Origin of the sequence: Micromonospora sp. NPDC007208, from assembly GCF_042869175.1 — a bacterium.
Classification (GTDB): Bacteria; Actinomycetota; Actinomycetes; order Mycobacteriales; family Micromonosporaceae; genus Micromonospora; species Micromonospora foliorum.
Genome location: NZ_JBIAFG010000024.1, coordinates 37862 through 57170, shown reverse-complemented (window position 1 = coordinate 57170; position 19309 = coordinate 37862). Strand labels below are relative to the sequence as shown.

General features: G+C 71.8%; 14 protein-coding genes. 8 read left to right on the top strand and 6 right to left on the bottom strand.

Annotation, left to right across the window (positions count from 1 at the left end; genetic code table 11):
• The first annotated feature begins 116 nt into the window (after positions 1-116).
• Together ACFYL6_RS31390 and ACFYL6_RS31385 are read left to right on the top strand one after the other, a co-directional pair.
• Entirely contained in the window at positions 117-1043 is a 927-nt protein-coding gene (locus ACFYL6_RS31390) for an NAD(+)/NADH kinase (RefSeq protein ID WP_387176846.1), read from the top strand.
• Positions 1044-1266: 223 nt separating this feature from the next.
• Positions 1267-3084, top strand: a complete 1818-nt coding sequence (locus ACFYL6_RS31385) for a polysaccharide biosynthesis protein (RefSeq protein ID WP_387176845.1) — start codon at positions 1267-1269, stop codon at positions 3082-3084.
• Between the two features lie 68 nt (positions 3085-3152).
• On the opposite strand, the gene pgm is transcribed toward ACFYL6_RS31385, so the two are convergent.
• On the bottom strand, positions 3153-4790 hold the full coding sequence (pgm, locus tag ACFYL6_RS31380; RefSeq protein ID WP_387176844.1) for a phosphoglucomutase (alpha-D-glucose-1,6-bisphosphate-dependent): 1638 nt from the start codon (positions 4788-4790) through the stop codon (positions 3153-3155).
• 31 nt (positions 4791-4821) lie between these two features.
• Positions 4822-6054, bottom strand: a complete 1233-nt coding sequence (glgC, locus tag ACFYL6_RS31375; RefSeq protein WP_238658614.1) for a glucose-1-phosphate adenylyltransferase — start codon at positions 6052-6054, stop codon at positions 4822-4824.
• Positions 6055-6126: 72 nt separating this feature from the next.
• Here glgC and glgA point away from each other — a divergent pair, with 72 nt between their 5' ends.
• Complete coding sequence (glgA, locus tag ACFYL6_RS31370; RefSeq protein ID WP_387176843.1) at positions 6127-7332, top strand: glycogen synthase; 1206 nt, start codon at positions 6127-6129, stop codon at positions 7330-7332.
• Between the two features lie 12 nt (positions 7333-7344).
• Here the strand turns inward: glgA and ACFYL6_RS31365 are convergent, their stop codons facing one another.
• Positions 7345-8289, bottom strand: a complete 945-nt coding sequence (locus ACFYL6_RS31365; RefSeq protein WP_387176842.1) for an inositol-3-phosphate synthase — start codon at positions 8287-8289, stop codon at positions 7345-7347.
• 96 nt (positions 8290-8385) lie between these two features.
• Here ACFYL6_RS31365 and ACFYL6_RS31360 point away from each other — a divergent pair, with 96 nt between their 5' ends.
• A complete protein-coding gene (locus tag ACFYL6_RS31360) occupies positions 8386-9636 on the top strand; it encodes a DUF222 domain-containing protein (RefSeq protein ID WP_387176841.1) in 1251 nt (416 codons plus the stop codon).
• Positions 9637-9671: 35 nt separating this feature from the next.
• Here ACFYL6_RS31360 and ACFYL6_RS31355 read toward each other — a convergent pair whose 3' ends face one another.
• A complete protein-coding gene (locus tag ACFYL6_RS31355) occupies positions 9672-10883 on the bottom strand; it encodes a helix-turn-helix domain-containing protein (RefSeq protein WP_387176840.1) in 1212 nt (403 codons plus the stop codon).
• A gap of 16 nt (positions 10884-10899) precedes the next feature.
• A complete protein-coding gene (locus tag ACFYL6_RS31350; protein ID WP_387176839.1) occupies positions 10900-11097 on the bottom strand; it encodes a hypothetical protein in 198 nt (65 codons plus the stop codon).
• 265 nt (positions 11098-11362) lie between these two features.
• Between ACFYL6_RS31350 and ACFYL6_RS31345 the strand changes: the two genes are divergently transcribed.
• The 3 genes from ACFYL6_RS31345 (at position 11363) to glgB (ending at position 16392) form a co-directional block, all read left to right on the top strand.
• Entirely contained in the window at positions 11363-11590 is a 228-nt protein-coding gene (locus ACFYL6_RS31345) for a winged helix-turn-helix domain-containing protein (RefSeq protein WP_238659683.1), read from the top strand.
• 504 nt (positions 11591-12094) lie between these two features.
• The gene (locus ACFYL6_RS31340) at positions 12095-14302 is read left to right on the top strand and encodes a maltotransferase domain-containing protein (protein ID WP_387176838.1); all 2208 of its coding nucleotides are present in this window, start codon (positions 12095-12097) and stop codon (positions 14300-14302) included.
• Positions 14290-16392 carry a 1,4-alpha-glucan branching protein GlgB gene (gene glgB / locus ACFYL6_RS31335; protein WP_387176837.1) on the top strand — a complete coding sequence of 701 codons (2103 nt, stop codon included), beginning with the start codon at positions 14290-14292 and terminating at the stop codon, positions 16390-16392. Before ACFYL6_RS31340 ends, glgB begins: the two co-directional genes overlap by 13 nt.
• A gap of 13 nt (positions 16393-16405) precedes the next feature.
• Here the strand turns inward: glgB and ACFYL6_RS31330 are convergent, their stop codons facing one another.
• A complete protein-coding gene (locus ACFYL6_RS31330; protein WP_387176836.1) occupies positions 16406-17482 on the bottom strand; it encodes an App1 family protein in 1077 nt (358 codons plus the stop codon).
• A gap of 137 nt (positions 17483-17619) precedes the next feature.
• Between ACFYL6_RS31330 and ACFYL6_RS31325 the strand changes: the two genes are divergently transcribed.
• Positions 17620-19275, top strand: a complete 1656-nt coding sequence (locus ACFYL6_RS31325) for an ArnT family glycosyltransferase (RefSeq protein ID WP_387176835.1) — start codon at positions 17620-17622, stop codon at positions 19273-19275.
• The last annotated feature ends 34 nt before the right edge of the window (positions 19276-19309 follow it).

Below are 19309 nucleotides of genomic sequence, written 5' to 3'. Positions count from 1 at the left end.
GATGTGGTTGGTCGCTCCTGACCCAACGAACCAACCGACCGGGCGAAACGCCCTTGCGTACGCGGTCGTTGCGCGTAGGGCCCTGCCGGCCGCCCAAACTGTGATGAGCTGGGAGTATGGATCGGTTCCGGCTCGGGCTGGTGCTCCATCCCACCCGGGACGCGTCCCCGGTGGTGGGCACGATCGTGGCCTGGGCCGCCCAGCACCACGCCGCCCTGGCGGTCCGCGAACAGGACCGGCACCGGGTGCCCGAGGCGGTCCGGGGGGTGCCGGAGGACGAGTTGGCCTCCGGGTCGGACATGCTGATCGCCATCGGCGGGGACGGCACGATGCTGGGCGCGCTGCGGATGGCCGTCCGCGACCCGAAGCCGGTGCTCGGCGTACACCTGGGCAAGCTGGGGTTCCTCGTGGAGGTCGAACCGCCGGAGCTGCCGGCGGCGCTGGCCCGACTGCTCACCGGGGAGTACACCCTCGAGGCACACAGCTGCCTGGCCTGCACCGTGTGCGGCGACGACGTCGTCGCGTTCAACGACATCGCGCTGGTCCGCCATCCGGGGCAGGGCTTCGTCAGCGCCACCCTGAGCGTGGACGGGCAACAGTACGGCTACTACCGCTGTGACGCGGTGGTCGTCTGCACCCCGACCGGGTCGACCGCCTACAGCTACGCCGCCGGCGGCCCGCTGATCTCCCCCGCGACGCGGGCCGTGGTGGTGACGCCGAGCGCGCCGGCGGCCGGCATCTCCCGGTCGGTGGTGCTCGCGCCGGAGGAGACGGTACGGCTGGACCTGCGCCCCGGGTCCGGGCCGGTCTCGGTGGAGGTGGACGGGCGGGTGATCCGCAACCGGTCGACGACGGGCGCGGTGGAGGTGCACTACCGCCACGACGCCGGCCTGGTGGTCCGCCTCGACCCGCGCCGCCACCAGGAACGCAATCAGCTCAAGCTGGGGCTGCTGGACCTGCCGCTGTTGCCGGAGCAGCTTCGCGAGCTGCTCCCCGAAAGCCTGCGTCGCCAGCTCGGCCGCCGCGAGGAGCCTCGCCGGTAGGGGCGCTCTCGTCGGGTTTCCCGACACTAAATCAGACAACCGGTCATAGAAATGTGAAAACCGGATTCTGGGGCGCATATTCCGCTAAGCAGTGAGGGGACGTGCGTGGCCCCCTGACCTGCCCTGGGTCACCCCCGGCCACGGACAGGACAGGGAGTCGTAGATGCCGCCGGAGATACAACGGGTTGAGCCAACGACATCAACAGCCACCGGCCGGGCCAGGGTGAGTCGTCGTCGGACCGCCATCTTCCTCGCCGCCGACGCCCTCGGCTGGGTCGGCGGGTTCACGGTCGCGGGCTGGGCGAGGTACGAGCTAGCTCTCACCATCGACCAGGCGGTCAACGCGGTACTGCTCGGCGGCGGGGCCGCCGTGCTGCACGTCGGCGTCAGCGCGCTGCGGCGCATCCGTTCCGGTCGCCAGCCCCTCGGCACCGTCGAGGAGGTTCGGGGCCTCGCCGGCACCACCGCCACGACGGCGGCGATCGTCCTCGTCGCCCTGCTCGCGCTGGGCGAACGCCCGGTGCCGGCCAGCACCCCCGTGATCGGCGCCGCGCTGGCGCTGCTGCTGATGCTCAGCTGCCGTCTGCTGCACCGCCACCGGCGGGACCGCGCGATGCGACCCGACGCCCGCTCGGCGACGCCGGTGCTCCTCTTCGGTCTCGGCGAGGCCGGGCAGGGGCTGGTACGCGCGATGCTCAGCGACCCGAAGGGCCGCTACCTGCCCGTCGGCGCGCTCGACGACGACCCGGGCAAACACGACCTGCGCATCGCCGGCGTGCCGGTGCTGGGCGGCCGGCAGCACCTCGTCGACGTGATCCGCCGTACCGGCGCCACCACCGTGATCTTCGCGGTGGCCAACGCCGACGCCACGCTGATCCGCGAGGTGCGGGAGGCGACCCTGCGCACCGGCGCGGCGTTCAAGGTCCTGCCACCGGTCCGCGAGCTGGTGGACCACCGGATCACGGTCAGCGACGTGCGGGACGTCCAGATCAGTGATCTGCTCGGCCGACGTCAGGTGGTCGGCGACCTGACCCTGGACGACAACGGGCTCACCGGTCGCCGCGTTCTGGTCACCGGTGCCGGGGGCTCGATCGGCTCGGAGCTGTGCCGGCAGATCATGCGCGCCAACCCCGGCGAGCTGATGATGCTGGACCGCGACGAGTCGGCCCTGCACAGCCTTCAGATGTCGCTCACCGGGCGCGCCCTGTTGGACGGCCCCGAGCTCATCCTCGCCGACCTGCGGGACGACGAGGGCGTCCGACGCATCATGCGGGAACGTCGCCCCGAGGTCGTCTTCCACGCCGCCGCGCTGAAGCACCTGACCCTGCTGGAACGCCACCCGGGCGAGGCGGTCAAGACCAACGTCTGGGGGACGCTCACCGTTCTGGAGGCGTGCCGGGACGTCGCCCGGTTCGTCAACATCTCCACCGACAAGGCAGCCGACCCGATCAGCGTGCTCGGCTACTCGAAGCGCATCACCGAGATGCTGACCGCGCACGCGGCGGCGACCTACCCGGGCACCTTCCTGAGCGTCCGGTTCGGCAACGTCCTGAGCAGCCGAGGCTCGGTGGTGACCGCCTTCCAACGGCAGATCGAGGCGAGGCAGCCGCTGACCGTCACCGACCCCAACGTGACCCGGTACCTGATGACGGTGCAGGAGGCGGTGCACCTGGTCCTCCAGGCGGCCGCCATCGGCCGGGACGGGGAGGCCCTGGTGCTCGACATGGGTGAGCCGGTCCGGATCGACGACCTCGCCCGCCGCATGATCGAGCAGGCGGCCAGCCCGGTCCCGATCGTCTACACCGGGCTACGTCCCGGGGAGAAGCTGCACGAGGACCTGCTCGGTCAGGGCGAGGCCGACCACCGACCGCTGCACCCGCTGATCTCGCACGTCACCGTTCCGGCCCTGGACCCCCTTGAGGTCAGTGGCCTGGATCCGTTCGCCGAACCGGCCAAGGTCGTCGATCAGCTCGCCCGGCTCTGCGGCATCCTGCACGGCCCGCTCCCCCAACGGCGCGGGGGCATACCGCTGGCCCGCTGACCTCGCGGAAACGGGGCCGACGCCTTCCGGCGTCGGCCCCGCTGCGTGTCGAGCAGGCGCCCGACCGCTCAGCCGAGAACCTGGGTGACGAGGTCCTGCGCTTCCTGCTGGAGACGGCGGAGGTGTTCCGGGCCCTGGAACGACTCGGCGTAGATCTTGTAGACGTCCTCGGTGCCGGACGGGCGGGCGGCGAACCAGCCGGACTCGGTGGTGACCTTGAGACCGCCGATCGGTGCGCCGTTGCCGGGGGCGGTGGTGAGCGTCGCGGTGATCGGCTCACCGGCGAGCTCGGTGGCGGTGACCTGCTCCGGGGAGAGCTTGCCGAGCACGGCCTTCTGCTCCCGGGTGGCCGGGGCGTCGATCCGGGCGTACGCGGGCGCGCCGAAACGCTCGGCCAACTCCGCCCAGTGCTCGCTCGGACTGCGCCCGGTGGTGGCCTGGATCTCGGCGGCGAGCAGACAGAGCAGCAGGCCGTCCTTGTCGGTGGTCCAGGTCGAGCCGTCGCGACGCAGGAACGACGCCCCGGCGCTCTCCTCGCCGCCGAAGCCGACCGCGCCGTCGAGCAGGCCGGGGACGAACCACTTGAAGCCGACCGGCACCTCCAGCAGCGGCCGACCCAGGTCGGCGGCGACCCGGTCGATCATCGACGAGGAGACCAGGGTCTTGCCCACCGCGGCGTTCGGCCCCCACTCGGTGCGGGTGCGGAACAGGTGACGGATCGCCACCGCCAGGTAGTGGTTCGGGTTCATCAGCCCGGCGTCCGGGGTGACGATGCCGTGCCGGTCGGCGTCGGCGTCGTTGCCGGTGGAGATCTGGTAGTCGGCCCGTGCGGCGATCAGCGACGCCATCGCGTTCGGCGAGGAGCAGTCCATCCGGATCTTGCCGTCGCCGTCCAGGGTCATGAACCGCCAGGTCGGGTCGACCGTCGGGTTGACCACGGTCAGGTCCAGACGGTGGCGCTCGGCGATCTCACCCCAGTACGCCACGCTCGCCCCGCCCAGCGGGTCCGCGCCGATCCGGATCCCCGCGTCGCGGATCGCGTCGATGTCGATCGCCGCCGGCAAATCGTCGACGTAGGTGGCGAGGAAGTCGTACTCCCCGGTGGTGTCGGCGGCCCGCGCCCGCGCGTAGGTGATCCGGCGGACCTCCTTGAGCCCGGCGGCGAGGATGGTGTTGGCCCGGTCCTGGATCCACCGGGTCACGTCGGTGTCGGCCGGCCCGCCGTTGGTGGGGTTGTACTTGAAACCACCGTCGTCGGGCGGGTTGTGCGACGGGGTGATCACGATGCCGTCGGCGAGCCCGCTGGTGCGCCCCCGGTTGTGCGTGAGGATCGCGTGCGACAGCGCCGGGGTCGGGGTGTAGCCGTCGCGGCTGTCCACCAGCACGGTGACCCCGTTGGCGGCGAGCACCTCCAGGGCATCCACCGCGGCCGGCGCGGAGAGCGCGTGGGTGTCCCGGGCGAGGAAGAGCGGCCCGTCCAGCCCTTGCTCGCGTCGGTAGTCGCAGAGCGCCTGGGTGACCGCCAGGATGTGGTCGGAGTTGAACGCGTTGCGCAGGCTGGAGCCGCGGTGGCCGGAGGTGCCGAACGACACCTGCTGCGCCGGGTCCGCGGGATCCGGATGCTCGGCGTAGTAGGCGGTCACCAGGCGCGGCACGTCGACCAGGTCGGCGGGCTCGGCGGGCTGGCCGGCACGGGGGTGGGTCACTGCGGGAACCTCCTCGGGGAGTACCTGTCGGTCACGGCTCGACCTTCTGGCCCTTGCCGATCACCACGATGCCGTTGTCGGAGACGGTGTAGCGCTGCCGGTCCTTCTCCAGGTCGACGCCGATCTCGGCGCCCTCCGGGACGAACACGTTCTTGTCCAGGATGGCCCGCCGGACCACGGCGTGCCGGCCGATCTCCACACCCTCCATCAGCACCGAGCCCTCGACGTGCGCCCAGGAGTGCACCCGCACCTTCGGCGACACGATCGAGTTCTCCACCAGCGAACCGGAGATCACCACACCCGGGGAGACCATCGAGCCGACCGCCCGGCCGACCCGCTCACCCCACTGGTGGACGAACTTCGCCGGCGGCCACGGCGGCTGCTCGGTGTAGATCGGCCAGTCGAAGTTGTACATGTTGAAGACGGGGTGCACGTTGATCAGATCCATGTGCGCGTCGTAGAACGAGTCGAGCGTCCCCACGTCACGCCAGTAACCGCGGTCGCGGTCGGTGCTGCCCGGCACCTCGTTGTCGCGGAAGTCGTAGACGTTCGCCTCGCCGCGCTCGACGAGCATCGGGATGATGCTGCCGCCCATGTCGTGCTTGCTGGTCTTGTCTTCGGCGTCGCGCTCGACCGCCTCGCAGAGCGCCCGGGTGGTGAAGACGTAGTTGCCCATCGAGGCGTAGATCTCGTCCGGTGCGTCGGGCAAACCGACCGCGTCGGTGGGCTTCTCGCGGAACGCCCGGATCCGCTTGCCGTCGTCGCCGACCTCGATGACGCCGAACTGGTCGGCCATCGACAGCGGCTGGCGGATGCCGGCGACGGTCACCGCCGCGCCGGAGGCGATGTGGTCCTCCACCATCTGCCGGGGGTCCATCCGGTAGATGTGGTCGGCGCCGAAGACGATCACGTAGTCGGGCTGCTCGTCGTTGATCAGGTTGAAGCTCTGGTAGATGGCGTCGGCCGAGCCGGCGAACCACCACGGGCCGCGACGCTGTTGCGCGGGCACCGGGGTCACGTAGTTGCCGAGCAGCGTGGACATCCGCCAGGTCTTGGTGATGTGCCGGTCGAGGGAGTGGGACTTGTACTGGGTCAGCACGACGATCTTGAGATAGCCGGCGTTGGCCAGGTTGGAGAGGACGAAGTCGACCATGCGGTACATCCCGCCGAACGGGACGGCCGGCTTGGCCCGATCCGTGGTGAGTGGCATCAGGCGCTTGCCCTCCCCACCCGCCAGGACGATCGCGAGCACCTTGGCAGCCATGCCCCGACGCTATCCACCCGCGTCGCACTTCACCACTCGTACGGGGAGTCTTCTGCACTAGGGTGCGAGGTCATGACGGAACGCACCCCTCTACGCGTTGACCTTCTCACCCGCGAGTACCCACCGGAGGTCTACGGCGGCGCGGGCGTGCACGTCGAGTACCTGGCTCGGGAGTTGCGCCGCCTCGCCGACGTACGGGTGCACTGTTTCGGCCTGCCGCGCACCGAGCCGGGCGTCACCGCGTACGCCGAACCACCCGGCCTGACCGGCGCGAACGCCGCGCTGCGCACGATGGGCGTGGACCTGGAGATGGCCGCCGGCGCGGCCGGGACCGACGTGGTGCACAGCCACACCTGGTACGCGAACCTGGCCGGCCACACCGCGAAGCTGCTGCACGGGGTGCCGCACGTGGTGACCGCGCACAGCCTGGAGCCGCTGCGGCCGTGGAAGGCCGAGCAGCTCGGCGGCGGTTACGCGCTCTCCTCCTGGATCGAGCGCACCGCGATGGAGGCCGCCGACGCGGTGATCGCGGTCAGCGGCGGGATGCGCAACGACGTGCTCACCGCGTACCCGCAGATCGACCCCGACCGGGTCCGGGTGGTCTACAACGGCATCGACACCATCCAGTACGCCCCGGATCAGGGCACCGACGTGCTCGACCGGCTCGGCGTCGACCCGTCCCGCCCCAGCGTGGTCTACGTGGGCAGGATCACCCGGCAGAAGGGGCTGCCGTACCTGCTGCGGGCCGCCCGGGAACTGCCGGCCGACACCCAGCTCGTCCTGCTCGCCGGCGCGCCGGACACCGCCGAGATCGCCGCCGAGGTGGAGGAGTTGGTCGCCGAACTGCGGGCCAAACGCTCCGGTGTGGTCTGGGTGGCCGAGATGCTGCCCAAGCCCGAGGTGATCCAGGTGCTCACGCACGCCACGGTCTTCGTCTGCCCGTCGGTCTACGAACCGATGGGCATCGTCAACCTGGAGGCGATGGCCTGCGAGACGGCAGTCGTGGCGACCGCGACCGGCGGCATCCCCGAGGTCGTGGCCGACGACGAGACCGGCCTGCTGGTGCCGATCGAGCAGGCCACCGACGGCTCCGGCACCCCCCTGGACCCGGACCGCTTCGTGGCTGACCTCGCGGCTGCGATCAACACCCTGCTGGGCGACCCGGCGCGCACCGAGCGGTTCGGCCTGGCCGGCCGGCGGCGCGCGGTGCGGCACTTCTCCTGGGACGCCATCGCCCGGCAGACGCTGGAGGTCTACCGCTCCGTCGGCGCGGCCTGAGGGAGACGGACGTCAGATCGCCGTTCCCGGCGGCGACTTGAGCAACGGCGTCGCCTCGGCGCGATGACCACCGCGCCCGTTCCGTAGCGCGCTGGCGGCGATGCGGATGAGGTCGATGTTGACGCCGGCGGCACCACTCGGGTCATGCACCTTCAGCTTCACGTCGAGGCTCACCGAGGTCTCACCCCAACCCTGCGCCTCAAGGTTGAGGTGAGCCACCTTCTGCGACGCGAGATGCGGCAGATATCCGAGCGGGGCCACCTCGACGCTGCCAGCCGCCGACAGGGCGTTGAGCTTGGACTGCTTCTTGGTGTTGGGGTTCTCGACCAGGTTGCGGAAGTCCTCGGTGCCGCCCAGATTGACCTGGTAGGAGCTGACCAGGGTGAGGCCCCGCTCCTCCAGGAGCCGCAGCAGCGCGTTGTGCAGCACCGAGGTGCCGAACTGGCTGGCCAGGTCGTCGCCGAGCAGCGGCAGACCGGCCGCCTCGAAGCTCGCCAGCAGCCGCGGATCGCGGGCGACCGGGTCGGAGGTGGTGTTGATGAAGGCGACACCCGCCGTGTGGGCTGCCGCGGCGTACGCCTGGGCGGTCTCCGGCCGGCCACTCGGCGCCGAGTAGAGCAGCACCTCCGCCCCTGCCAGCGCCGCCGCCACCCGCCGCACCTCGGTCGCGTCGACGAGGCCCTTCGTGACCGGCACACCCGCTTCGGGCAGGTCGCAGTTCAGCCGGGGGAAGTTGTTGGGCGCCAGGAAGATCGCCTCGGTCAGGTCCCGACCGATCTTCTCCTCGGAGGTGGCGAAGGCCGCCACCACGTCGATGTCCCCCACCCCGAGCCCGTCGATCATCGGCCTGCGGATTCCGACCAGGCTGCCGCTCTGGCGGTAGAGGGCAAGCCCCTGCACCAACGCGGACGTGTTGTTACCGACACCGACAACCGCGACGCTCACCCGTTCGGTCATGGCGGGAGGCTACGTCACTTCCGCTGTGGTGATCCGCCTCGACCGGACCAGCCCACGGGATCGGAAAGTGTCGTACACCTGTTCTAGTCTTTGCCGGTGATCGATGCGTTGGAGCAGGCCGAGGCCGCGGTGGCGGGCTGCTTCGGCACGGCCGCCTGGGCTGCCACCGAGCGCGATCTCGTGGCAGCCTTGGAGGCGACGCATCGCCTGGAGCAGCGCCTGGCGGCGGTCAAGTTGACCCTGGTGCGGGAGTTGGATGGCCGAGGCACCGCGACGGCACAGGGGGCGTCCTCGACGGCGGTGTGGCTGCGTGACCGGTTGCGCCTCGGCGTCGGTGTCGCCCGTCGTCTGGTCGAGCTGGCCGCCACCCTCGACACCGCGCCGCCCGGAGTGCGGGACGCGTTGGCCGGCGGGGCGGTCGACGTGGAGCAGGTCCGGGTCATCGCCGCCACGGTCGAGACCGTCCACGCAACCGCCGGGGCGGAGGCCGCCGACAAGGCCGTCGGCGTCCTCGTCGACTGGGCGACACAGTTCGACGCCGCCCTGCTGCGCAGGCTCGGCACCCGGATCCTCGACCACGTCGCCCCGGACGTCGCCGACGCCGCCGCCGAGGCGGCGCTGCGGGCGCAGGAGTCGCGGGCCGCCCGCGAGCGGCACGTCACCATCAGCGAGCAGACCGACGGCCGGCTACGCCTCACCGGCATCCTCGACCCCGAAGCCGCCGCCGCGTTGCGCGCCGCCATCGACCCGCTCACCACCCCCACCGGGCCCGACGACACCCGCACCCCGGGCCAACGCCGCCACGACGCCGTCGCCGACCTGTGCCGGCTCGCCCTTCGTACCGGTGAGCTACCCGAGAACGGCGGCGACCTCGCCCAACTCGTCGTCACCACCAGCTACGACGGGCTGACCCGCCAGTTGGGCACCGGCGCTCTCGACACCGGCCTACACCTCACGCCCGAGGCCGTGCGCCGCCTGGCCTGCGACGCGGCGATCCTGCCCGCAGTGCTCGGCGGCAACGGTCAACCACTCGACGTCGGCCGGCAACGCCGCCTCATCAGCGGTCCGCTGCGACGCGCACTCGTGCTGCGCGACCGGGGTTGCGCGTTCCCGGGCTGCGACCGTCCGCCGCGCTGGTGCGACGGCCACCACATCAAGCACTGGGCCGACGGCGGCCCGACCTGCCTGGCCAACGCTGTGCTGCTCTGCGGCCACCACCACCGACACCTGCACCACGGCGACTGGGTCGTCCAGCTCGGCGGCGACGGGCATCCAGAGTTCATCCCACCGGCCTGGCTCGACCCCGAACAGGTCCCCCGCCGCAACCAGTACCACCGACGCAGATAGCCAGCGACGGAGCTGACCGCTGCCCGCGGCGCGCGTCACGTGACGCGGAGGGTGGCGGCGAGCTGGGCCAGGCCGGCCGGTGCGTCGGCGGACCGCCACACGACCGCGACCAGCTTCCGTACCGCCGGCCGGTCGTGCACCTCGCTGCGGGCGGTGCGCTCCGCGTCGAGGACCGCACGGCCCGCGCGATACACGTCGCCGGCCAGGGCGTACCCACGGGCCACATCAAGGAGGTACGCGGCCCGGTGCTCGGGCGGCAGGCACCGCCACTCGTCGCCGGCCACTAGTCGCTCGTGCCGGGCGGTCGCCGTGGTGACGTCGCCGAGGGCAGTGTCGGCAACCACCCGGGCGGCTTCGACCGCCGCCTGACCGAAACCCCCGACACCGAAGACCGCACCGCCACAGCCAGCACCACCCGAGCCAGCACCACCGTCGCCGTCGCCCCGGCCGGCGTCTCGGGCGATCTCCGCGGCCTGGTCGAGCGCCTGGCGGGCGAGGCGTTCGTCTCCCCCGCCCGCGGCGGCGAGGGCGGCTTGAAGGAGCAACGTCCCGCGCAGCGCGCTGGCCGGGGACCCATCGTGCGTGCCGATGCGGTCCGCGGCGACGAGCGCGGCGTCCAGGGCGGAGCGCCGTCGACCACGGGACCGCAGGGCCTGACTCAGTGAAACGGTGGCGACGGCGGCCAGCTGCGGGTCGTGGGTCGCCAGGGCGACGGTCATTCCACGGTCGGCGGCCAGCCAGGCCAACTCCCCCTGGTCGACCTTGACCAGCACCAACGCGATGAGCCCGTACACCGACACCAGCAGCACGTCCGCCGCGCCGGGGCGAGCGGCGTGCGCTTCGCGGACGGCGTCGAGCAGACCGGGCAGCAGGGCCAGCAGCGCCGGATAACGGGCGTGCCGATAGCTCTGCTCGGCATGCTCCAGCCGGGCCCGCAACTCATCCACCAGCGGCGGCCGGTCCGCACCCGGTAGGTGGTAGCGGGCCAGCGCCGTCCGCACCGCGTCCACCCCGGCCGTGACCGGAGTCGGCCGCACGGGCCGGGCCGCCAGCAGAACCTCCACGTCGATGCGCAGCGTCTCGGCGACCTCCCGGAGGTTGGACACCCGCTCCAACCGACGTACCCCACGCTCGACCTTGTCCACCCAACTCTTCGACTTGCCGAGCCGGTCGGCGAACTGCTGCTGCGTCATGTTCCGCCGTACCCGCCACAGCGCGACCCGGCGGCCTACCGGCAGCTCGTTCACCGCCGGCCCGTCGCGCTCACCGCAGGACCCCAACCACAAACAGCACGAATACGACCACAGCGATCGCGATGCCGTGGGCGTACTGCCGCCCGGTGAGCGGCTCCCGCGTGGGCCGGGCCGGACCGGGCACCCGATCCCCGTCCGGCTGCGGTGGCCGCCCCCCGGCAATGGGGTACGCGGGCGGCAGCGGCCCATCCGGCAGTCGCTCGTCCAACTGTGCCTCCTCGCGGCGCGATGAATGGGTGGGTGACGGGGGTACTGGGTGCTGGGAGGTCGCGGGCGATGAGAAGTGCAGGCCGGCGGCGGGTTGCGCGGGAGCTGTTGCGTTCACCGCCCAGTTGCTCAGGACACTCCGCTGCTGACGAGAGGATCCCTGTCGCAATCCAACTTAGAAGGCACTGCCTTCACAGTCAACAGAGCATGCACGGTGTGTCACTCATGGTGCGAAGATCGGTGCGCTGACGAGAGGTGGCACCACCATGCCGCAGGCACCGCTTTACGAGCAGATCATCGCTGACGTATCGGCTTCGATCCGGGCGGGCACTTTGCAGCCAGGCGACAAGCTGCCGTCCATCGCCGAGATGCGCGAGCAGTACCAGTCAAGCGCCTGGCCAGTGCGTTACGCCCTCCGGATTCTGGAGGAGCGAGGCTGGATCGTCACCCGACAGGGCAAGGGGTCGTTCGTGGCCCCGAACCCGCCTGCCTGACTCCGTTCGCGGCCCTCGCCCTGCCTAGATCCACTCGGGTTGCAGGAAGCCGCAGCATCCGGGTCGCCTCGACACCGCGCTTTCAAGGAAGCCGTGTGGATCTTGAGGGCAGTCCGGGCCACGGCACCGCCTTCGAGACCGGAACCCGGGCTTGGAGTGCCAACCGCCGTCAAGGTCACGCTCGAACCAGGATCTAGTGGCATCGCCGCCGCGCCGATACCACTACAACCAGGATTTTGCGCGATCTTGCAGGCTGCGGACCGTCGCGACGGGGCGAGGCGGGGCAAGCGAGGTGTGTGGCCGCGCGCAAGCGGGTGACGGTCGGACGACGGGAGCGGCGGTCAGCGGCCCGAGTGTGATCAGTCGCCCGGCGTGGTCAGCGTCAGCGTCGGGAAGCAGCAGCTTCCCCGAAGGTGCGCGGATCTTGCTGGGCTACCCGGGGGCGTGGGGCGGACCGGCGGGCTTGGCCGCGCGCGAACGGATCTCGCGCAGTAGGTTGGCGGGGTGACTGGACGGTTCCCGATCGAAGACGTCTCCCCCGTCGTCTCGTGCGGGCGATACCCGGCCAAGGCGGTGGTCGACGAGCCGGTTCCGGTGTCGGCGCGCGCCTACCGGGAGGGGCACGACGCGCTCGGCTGCAACGTGGTGTGGGCTGGCCCGGATGGCGCGAGCCGGCCGTTCACCCGGATGCGCCCCGGCGAGCCCGGCCAGGACCGCTGGCACGCCACCATCGCACCGGACGCCGTCGGCTCGTGGACCTTCTCCGTAGAGGCGTTCCAGGACCCGTACCTGACCTGGCAGAACGCGGTGACCAAGAAGATCGCCGCCGGGCAGGGGCCGGAGGACCTGGCCAACGACCTGGCCGAGGGCGCGCGGGTGCTCGCCGCCGCCCGGGACCTCGTCCCGACCGCCGACCGGCCCCGGGTCGCCGACGCGCTCACCGCGCTTGTCGACACCGACCTGCCGCTGGCCCAGCGGGTCGACCCGGCGCTGGCCCTGGCCGACCTGCTCTGGGAGCACCCGGTACGGGAGTTGGTCACCGTCGGTGACACGTACTCGATCTGGGTTGACCGCAAGCGGGCGCTCTACTCGGCCTGGTACGAGTTCTTTCCCCGCTCCGAAGGAGCGGTGGGCGGCCGGTCCGGCACCTTCGCTACCGCCACCGAGCGGCTGCCGGGTGTCGCCGCGATGGGCTTCGACGTGCTCTACCTGCCGCCGATCCACCCCATCGGCCGGGTCAACCGCAAGGGCCGCAACAACGCGCTCACCGCCGGGCCGACCGACGTGGGCTCGCCGTGGGCGATCGGCGCCGCCGAGGGCGGCCACGACACAATCCACCCCGATCTGGGTACGCCGGCAGACTTCCGGGCCTTCATCCAGGCGGCGGCGGCGCAGGGCCTGGAGGTGGCGATGGACCTGGCGTTGCAGTGCGCGCCGGACCACCCCTGGGTCACCGAGCACCCGGAGTGGTTCACCACCCGGGCCGACGGCAGCATCGCGTACGCGGAGAACCCACCGAAGAAGTACCAGGACATCTACCCGGTCAACTTCGACAACGACCCGGAGGGCATCCGGGCCGAGGTGCTGCGGGTGGTGCTGCACTGGGTCGGCGAGGGCATCCGGATCTTCCGGGTGGACAACCCGCACACCAAGCCGTTCGACTTCTGGCACTGGCTGATCGCCGAGGTGAAGGCGGTCGACCCGGACGTGCTGTTCCTGGCCGAGGCGTTCACCCGGCCCGCCATCATGCACGGCCTCGGCAAGATCGGCTTCACGCAGTCGTACACCTATTTCACCTGGCGCACGACGGCCGCCGAGATGCGGGAGTACTGCGAGGAGCTGATCGAGGCGGCCGACTACATGCGGCCGAACTTCTGGCCGAACACCCCGGACATCCTGCACGAGTCGTTGCAGCACGGCGGCCCACCGATGTTCAAGATCCGGGCGGTGCTGGCCGCGCTGCTCTCCCCCTCCTGGGGCCTGTACGCCGGTTACGAGCTGTTCGAGCACGTGGCCCGGCCGGGCGCCGAGGAGTACCTGGACAACGAGAAGTACGAGCTGCGCCCCCGGGACTGGGCCGGCGCCGAGGCGCAGGGCCGCTCGCTGGCGCCGTTCCTGACCACCCTCAACCGGGTACGCCGCGACAACCCGGCCCTGCACCAGCTCCGCAACCTGCGCTTCCACGAGATCGACAACCCGGCGCTGCTCTGCTGGTCCAAGCACGACCCGGAGACCGGCAACACGGTCATCGTGATCTGCTCGTTCGACCCGCGCGTCGTGCAGTGGGGCAACACCACCCTCGACATGCCGGCGCTCGGCTTCGACTGGCACGAGCGATTCACGGTGCACGACGAGCTGACCGGCACCAGCTACGACTGGGGTCAGCGCAACGCGGTCCGGCTCGACCCGTACCTGCAACCCGCGCACGTGTTGACCGTGCGCCGCCCGACCCCGCCGACCGCGCCGCAGCCGGCGGGCGCCGAGCCCGCCGACCTCACCGTCGCCGAGGTGCCGGACGACCTCTCCGGCGGCACCGCGCCGACGACCCCGGCCACGACCGCCCCAGCCACGACCGCCCCGGCCACGACGGCCCCGGCCACGACGACGCCGGCCACGGTGGCTTCCCGCCTGGCTGCCCGTTCGTCTGCCGCCCGCTCATCCCGTTCCGCGCCGACCGCTCCCGCCCCGAAGGACGCCCGATGGACCAGCTGATCTCCGGCGCGACGCACGACCCGCACGCGCTGCTCGGCGCGCACCCCGCCGACTCCTCGACGACGATCCGCACGATGCGCCGGGGCGCCGGCGACGTCACGCTGCTCGTCGGCGACGAGCGGCACCCCATGAAGCGGGTGCACGACGTGGGCGTCTTCGAGGCGCAGGTCGACGGCACCGTGCTCGACTACCGGGTCGAGGTCGACGGCACCACGCACGACGACCCGTACCGGTACCCGCCGACCCTCGGTGAGCTGGACCTGCACCTGATCCGCGAGGGCCGGCACGAGCGGCTGTGGGAGGCGCTCGGCGCCCGGGTCTTCGACGAGGGCGTGGCGTTCAGCGTCTGGGCGCCCAACGCCCGTGGAGTGCGGGTGGTCGGCGAATTCACCGGCTGGGGCCCCGACGACGGCTGGCCGATGCGGTCGCTCGGCTCCAGCGGGGTGTGGGAGCTGTTCGTCCCCAACGCCCGGGTCGGGGCCCGCTACAAGTACCGGGTGCTGGGCGCCGACGGGCAGTGGCGGGACAAGGCCGACCCCCTGGCCGCGTACGCCGAGGTGCCGCCGGCCACCGCCTCGGTGGTGCACCACTCGACGTACCGGTGGAACGACGCGGACTGGCTGGCCCGGCGGGCCGAACGGCAGCCGCACCAGGAACCGATGAGCGTCTACGAGGTGCACCTCGGCTCGTGGCGGCCCGGTCTGGGCTACCGCGAGCTGGCCGAGCAACTCACCGCGTACGTCACCGAGCTGGGCTTCACGCACGTGGAGTTCCTGCCGGTGATGGAACACCCGTTCGGCGGTTCCTGGGGCTACCAGGTGACCGGCTACTACGCGCCGACCTCCCGGTTCGGCGACCCGGACGAGTTCCGCCACCTCGTCGACCAGTTGCACGCCGCCGGCATCGGCGTACTCCTGGACTGGGTTCCCGCGCACTTCCCCAAGGACGAGTGGGCGCTGGCCCGGTTCGACGGCACCCCGCTCTACGAGCACCCCGACCCGCGGCGCGGCGAGCACCCCGACTGGGGCACGTACGTCTTCGACTTCGGCCGCAACGAGGTGCGCAACTTCCTGGTCGCCAACGCGCTCTACTGGTGCGACCAGTTCCACGTCGACGGGCTGCGGGTCGACGCGGTCGCCTCGATGCTCTACCTCGACTACTCCCGCAACCACGGCGAGTGGGCCCCGAACAAGTACGGCGGTCGGGAGAACCTGGAGGCCATCGCGTTCATGCAGGAGGTGAACGCGACCGTCTACAAGCACCACGCCGGCGTCGTCATGATCGCCGAGGAGTCCACCGCCTGGCCGGGCGTCACCCGCTCCACCGCCGAGGGCGGGCTGGGCTTCGGCTTCAAGTGGAACATGGGCTGGATGCACGACACCCTGCTCTACACCTCGAAGGACCCGGTCTACCGCCAGCACCACCACCACCAGCTCACCTTCTCCCTGGCGTACGCCTGGAGCGAGAACTACGTGCTGCCGATCAGCCACGACGAGGTGGTGCACGGCAAGGGCTCACTGGCTGGCAAGATGCCCGGCGACACCTGGCAACGGCTGGCGAACGTGCGGGCGCTGCTGGCGTACATGTGGGCGCACCCCGGCAAGCAGCTGATCTTCATGGGCTCCGAACTGGCCGACGACCGGGAGTGGAGCGAGGAACGCGGCCTCGACTGGTACCTGCTGCACGACCCGGCCCGCGCCGGCGTGCAACGACTCGTCGCCGACCTCAACCGGGTCTACCGGGACACCCCGGCGCTCTGGGCACAGGACACCGAACCGGCCGGCTTCCGCTGGATCGCCGGCGACGACGTCGCCAACAACACCGTGTCGTTCGTCCGGATCGCCCCGGACGGCTCGACGCTTGTCTGCGTGGCGAACTTCTCCGCCCAGCCCCTGCACGACTACCGGATCGGCCTGCCGGCCGGCGGCACGTGGCAGGAGGTGCTCAACACCGACGCACACCACTACGGCGGGTCGGGGGTGGGCAACCTGGGCGCGGTGCGGGCCGAGGACGTGCCGTGGCACGGGATGGTCGCGTCAGCGGCCCTCCAGGTGCCGCCGCTGGGCGCCGTCTGGCTCCGCCGGGACTGACGAGGCCGGCCGGTCAGACCAGGCCGGCGTCGCGCAGCAGCTGCCACAGGCCGGCGCCGTCCGGGGCGGAGAGCCACTTCTGCCCCACCGGCCCCGACGACGGGCGGCCGGCCGGGGCGGGCAGGCTACCGGCCAGCACCGACTGGGTCGGGGAGAGCCGGCGGATCGCCACCCCGGCGACGTTCTCCGGGTGGGCGGCGGCGAACTCCCGGTAGATCTCCTGGTCGTGCTGACCGTCGTCGCCGACCAGCAGCCAGCGCACGTCGGGGAACTCCCGGGCCAGCCGGGCGAGTGTGACCCGTTTGTGTTCCATGCCGCTGCGGAACCAGCGGTCGGCGGTGGGGCCCCAGTCGGTGAGCAGCAGCGGCCCGGCCGGGTAGAGGTGCCGGGACAGGAAGCGGGTCAACGTGGGGGCCACATTCCACGCTCCGGTGGAGAGGTAGAAGACCGGCGAGCCGGGGTGCGCGGTGACCAGCCGCTCGTAGAGCACCGCCATGCCGGGCACGGCCGCGCGGGCGTGCTCGTCGAGCACGAACGTGTTCCAGGCGGCGAGCAGCGGTCGGGGCAGCGCGGTCACCATCACCGTGTCGTCGATGTCGGAGAGGATGCCGAACCTGACATCCGGGTCGAGGATGCGCACCGGCGCGTCCACCGGCTCGGCGTCCGGGACGCTGAGCCGGACCGTACCCCAACCGGGTGGCAGGTCGGCCTCGACAAGGGTGTCGACGAAGCCGCTGCGGTCGGCCCGCGTCTCGTGGCACACCCCGCCGGCCTCGATGGTCACGGTGACGTGCTTGGCGGGCAGCGTGGTGAAGCTGCGCCAGCCGCGGACCTTGTCCAACCGACCCCGCTGGCGGGTGTCCGGACGACCCAGCAGCACCCGGCACATCACCCGCACCCAACCCGGCGCGCCGTAGCCGGTGTACGCGACGATGTTGACCCGCCAGCCGGTGCGCCGCAGCCGACGCTCGACGATCTGGTGCACGGCGTCCTCGATCCGCGCAGCCCGGTGCAGGTTCGGAACGGCCAGTTGGCCGGCGGGAGTGGGTGGCACGGGCCAACCCTGCCACACGTCGACAGCCACGGCCATGCGAGCCAACCGGGCTGCGCCGATCCGACCCGGCCACCGTCGAGCCGATCCCGCCCCACCCCGGCTACGCCGATCCACCTCGGCGGCCCGGCCGAACGTGAAACACTCCGGTCGGGACGACGACGGGGGCGTTGGTCGTGTCGCATCCAGAGCAGCACCGCGGGCGATGGCGCCCGCGACTCGACCGGCCGGCGCTCGTCGCGCTGCTGTTCGGGCTCGCCGGTGTCGTCTACCGGCTGGTCCTGACGCTGTTCACCGTGCCGGTGTCGAACAGCGACGAGGCGACCTTCGGCCTCGCCGCGCTGCACATCGGGCAGGGCCGGGAACACCCGGTCTTCCTCTACGGCCAGCACTACATGGGGATGTTGGAGTCGTACCTGGCCGCTCCCCTGGTGGCGCTGGTCGGGCCGAGCTGGCCGGTGCTGCGGCTGCCGATGCTCGCGCTGTACGCGGTCTTCCTCTACCTGATCCACCGGCTGACCCGCCGGCTCTGCACACCGTGGTTCGCCGCCTTCGTGGTGGGTCTGCTCGCGCTCGGACCGGAGCGGGTGGTGCGCGACCAGCTCACCGTCGTCGGTGGGCGGCCGGAGGTGAAGCCGGCGGTGCTGCTGATGCTGCTGATCACCGTGGGGTTGGCCGCCCGCACGGTCCACCGCCGACGGCTCGCGATCGGCCTGTTCGGGCTGCTCGTCGGGCTGTCCGTCTGGTCGGACTGGCTGATCCTGCCGTACCTCGCGGTGGCCGGGCTGGCCCTGGTCTGGGCGGTCCGGCGGGAGCTGCTCGGCTGGTCCGGCCTGCTGCTGGTGGCGGGGGTGGTCGTCGGCGTGGCCCCGATGATCGTCGACAACCTGCGGGCCGGGCCCGGTGAGGACTCGCTGTCGGTGTTCCGGGCGGTCAGCACGAAGACCGGGCCGCAGCCGCCGTGGTCCGACCGGATCCGGGGCGGCCTGCTGGAGGGGGTGCCGCTGGCGCACGGGCTCTGCCCGGTGGACGGCTGCGGACGCTGGCAACAGTGGTTCGGCGTGCTGTACCCGGTGCTGCTGGTGGCCGGAGCGGCCCTCGCGGTGTTCGCGTACCGTCGCGCGGCCCGGACGCCGGGCGGGGAGCGGGTCGGACGGGCGGCCGGGGTGCCGCGCGGGGAGCGGGTCGGGCCGGTCGTGCAGCTCGCGCTGATCGTCGGCGCGGCGTTGACCCTGCTGTCGTACGTGCGCAGCCCGCTCGCCGCGACCAGCCCACTGGACAACGCCCGCTACCTGTCGGTGCTGCAACTGTCGCTGCCGGCGGTGCTCTGGCCGCTCTGGGTGGCGGCGGTGGCCTGCTGGCGGGGCACCGTCGGCGCGCTCGGGCGGTTCGCCGGCGCGCTGTCCACCGCCGTGCTGGCCGCGCTGACCGTGACCACGCTGGTGATCACCGTGCTCTTCGTGGCCACCGGCACTGCGGCGTCGCGGACCGAGGAGCGCCAGGCCCGGGAGTTGGCCGCCGCGCTGCGCGCCGACGGACCCCACGAGGTGTACGGGGACTACTGGACCTGCAACCGGTTGATCTTCAACACGGATGAGGCTGTGGTCTGCGGGGTGCTCGACGGCGACCTGTCGCCGGGGCAGAACCGCTACCGGCCGTACTGGCGGCAGGTGGGGCGGGCCGAGCGGCCGGGCTACGTGGTGGAGGTCAACTCGCCGATGGAGCGGCGGTTGCGCCGGTTGCTCGCCGACCGGGCCGACGCCACGCCGGTGCGGGAGGTCGGCGGCTATCGCGTGTACCACCCCGACACCCCGGTGCGGCCCTGGCGGTAGGGCCTGGTCGTACGCTGGCCGGGCCGGCGCGTGG

What these genes read in the sequence shown, in the direction of transcription:
- glgC (WP_238658614.1), bottom strand. Translation starts at nt 6,054, where the DNA reads ATGGCTGCCAAGGTGCTCGCGATCGTCCTGGCGGGTGGGGAGGGCAAG.
- ACFYL6_RS31330 (WP_387176836.1), bottom strand. Translation starts at nt 17,482, where the DNA reads ATGGCCGTGGCTGTCGACGTGTGGCAGGGTTGGCCCGTGCCACCCACT.
- ACFYL6_RS31345 (WP_238659683.1), top strand. Translation starts at nt 11,363, where the DNA reads ATGCCGCAGGCACCGCTTTACGAGCAGATCATCGCTGACGTATCGGCT.
- glgA (WP_387176843.1), top strand. Translation starts at nt 6,127, where the DNA reads ATGACGGAACGCACCCCTCTACGCGTTGACCTTCTCACCCGCGAGTAC.
- ACFYL6_RS31365 (WP_387176842.1), bottom strand. Translation starts at nt 8,289, where the DNA reads ATGACCGAACGGGTGAGCGTCGCGGTTGTCGGTGTCGGTAACAACACG.
- glgB (WP_387176837.1), top strand. Translation starts at nt 14,290, where the DNA reads ATGGACCAGCTGATCTCCGGCGCGACGCACGACCCGCACGCGCTGCTC.
- ACFYL6_RS31390 (WP_387176846.1), top strand. Translation starts at nt 117, where the DNA reads ATGGATCGGTTCCGGCTCGGGCTGGTGCTCCATCCCACCCGGGACGCG.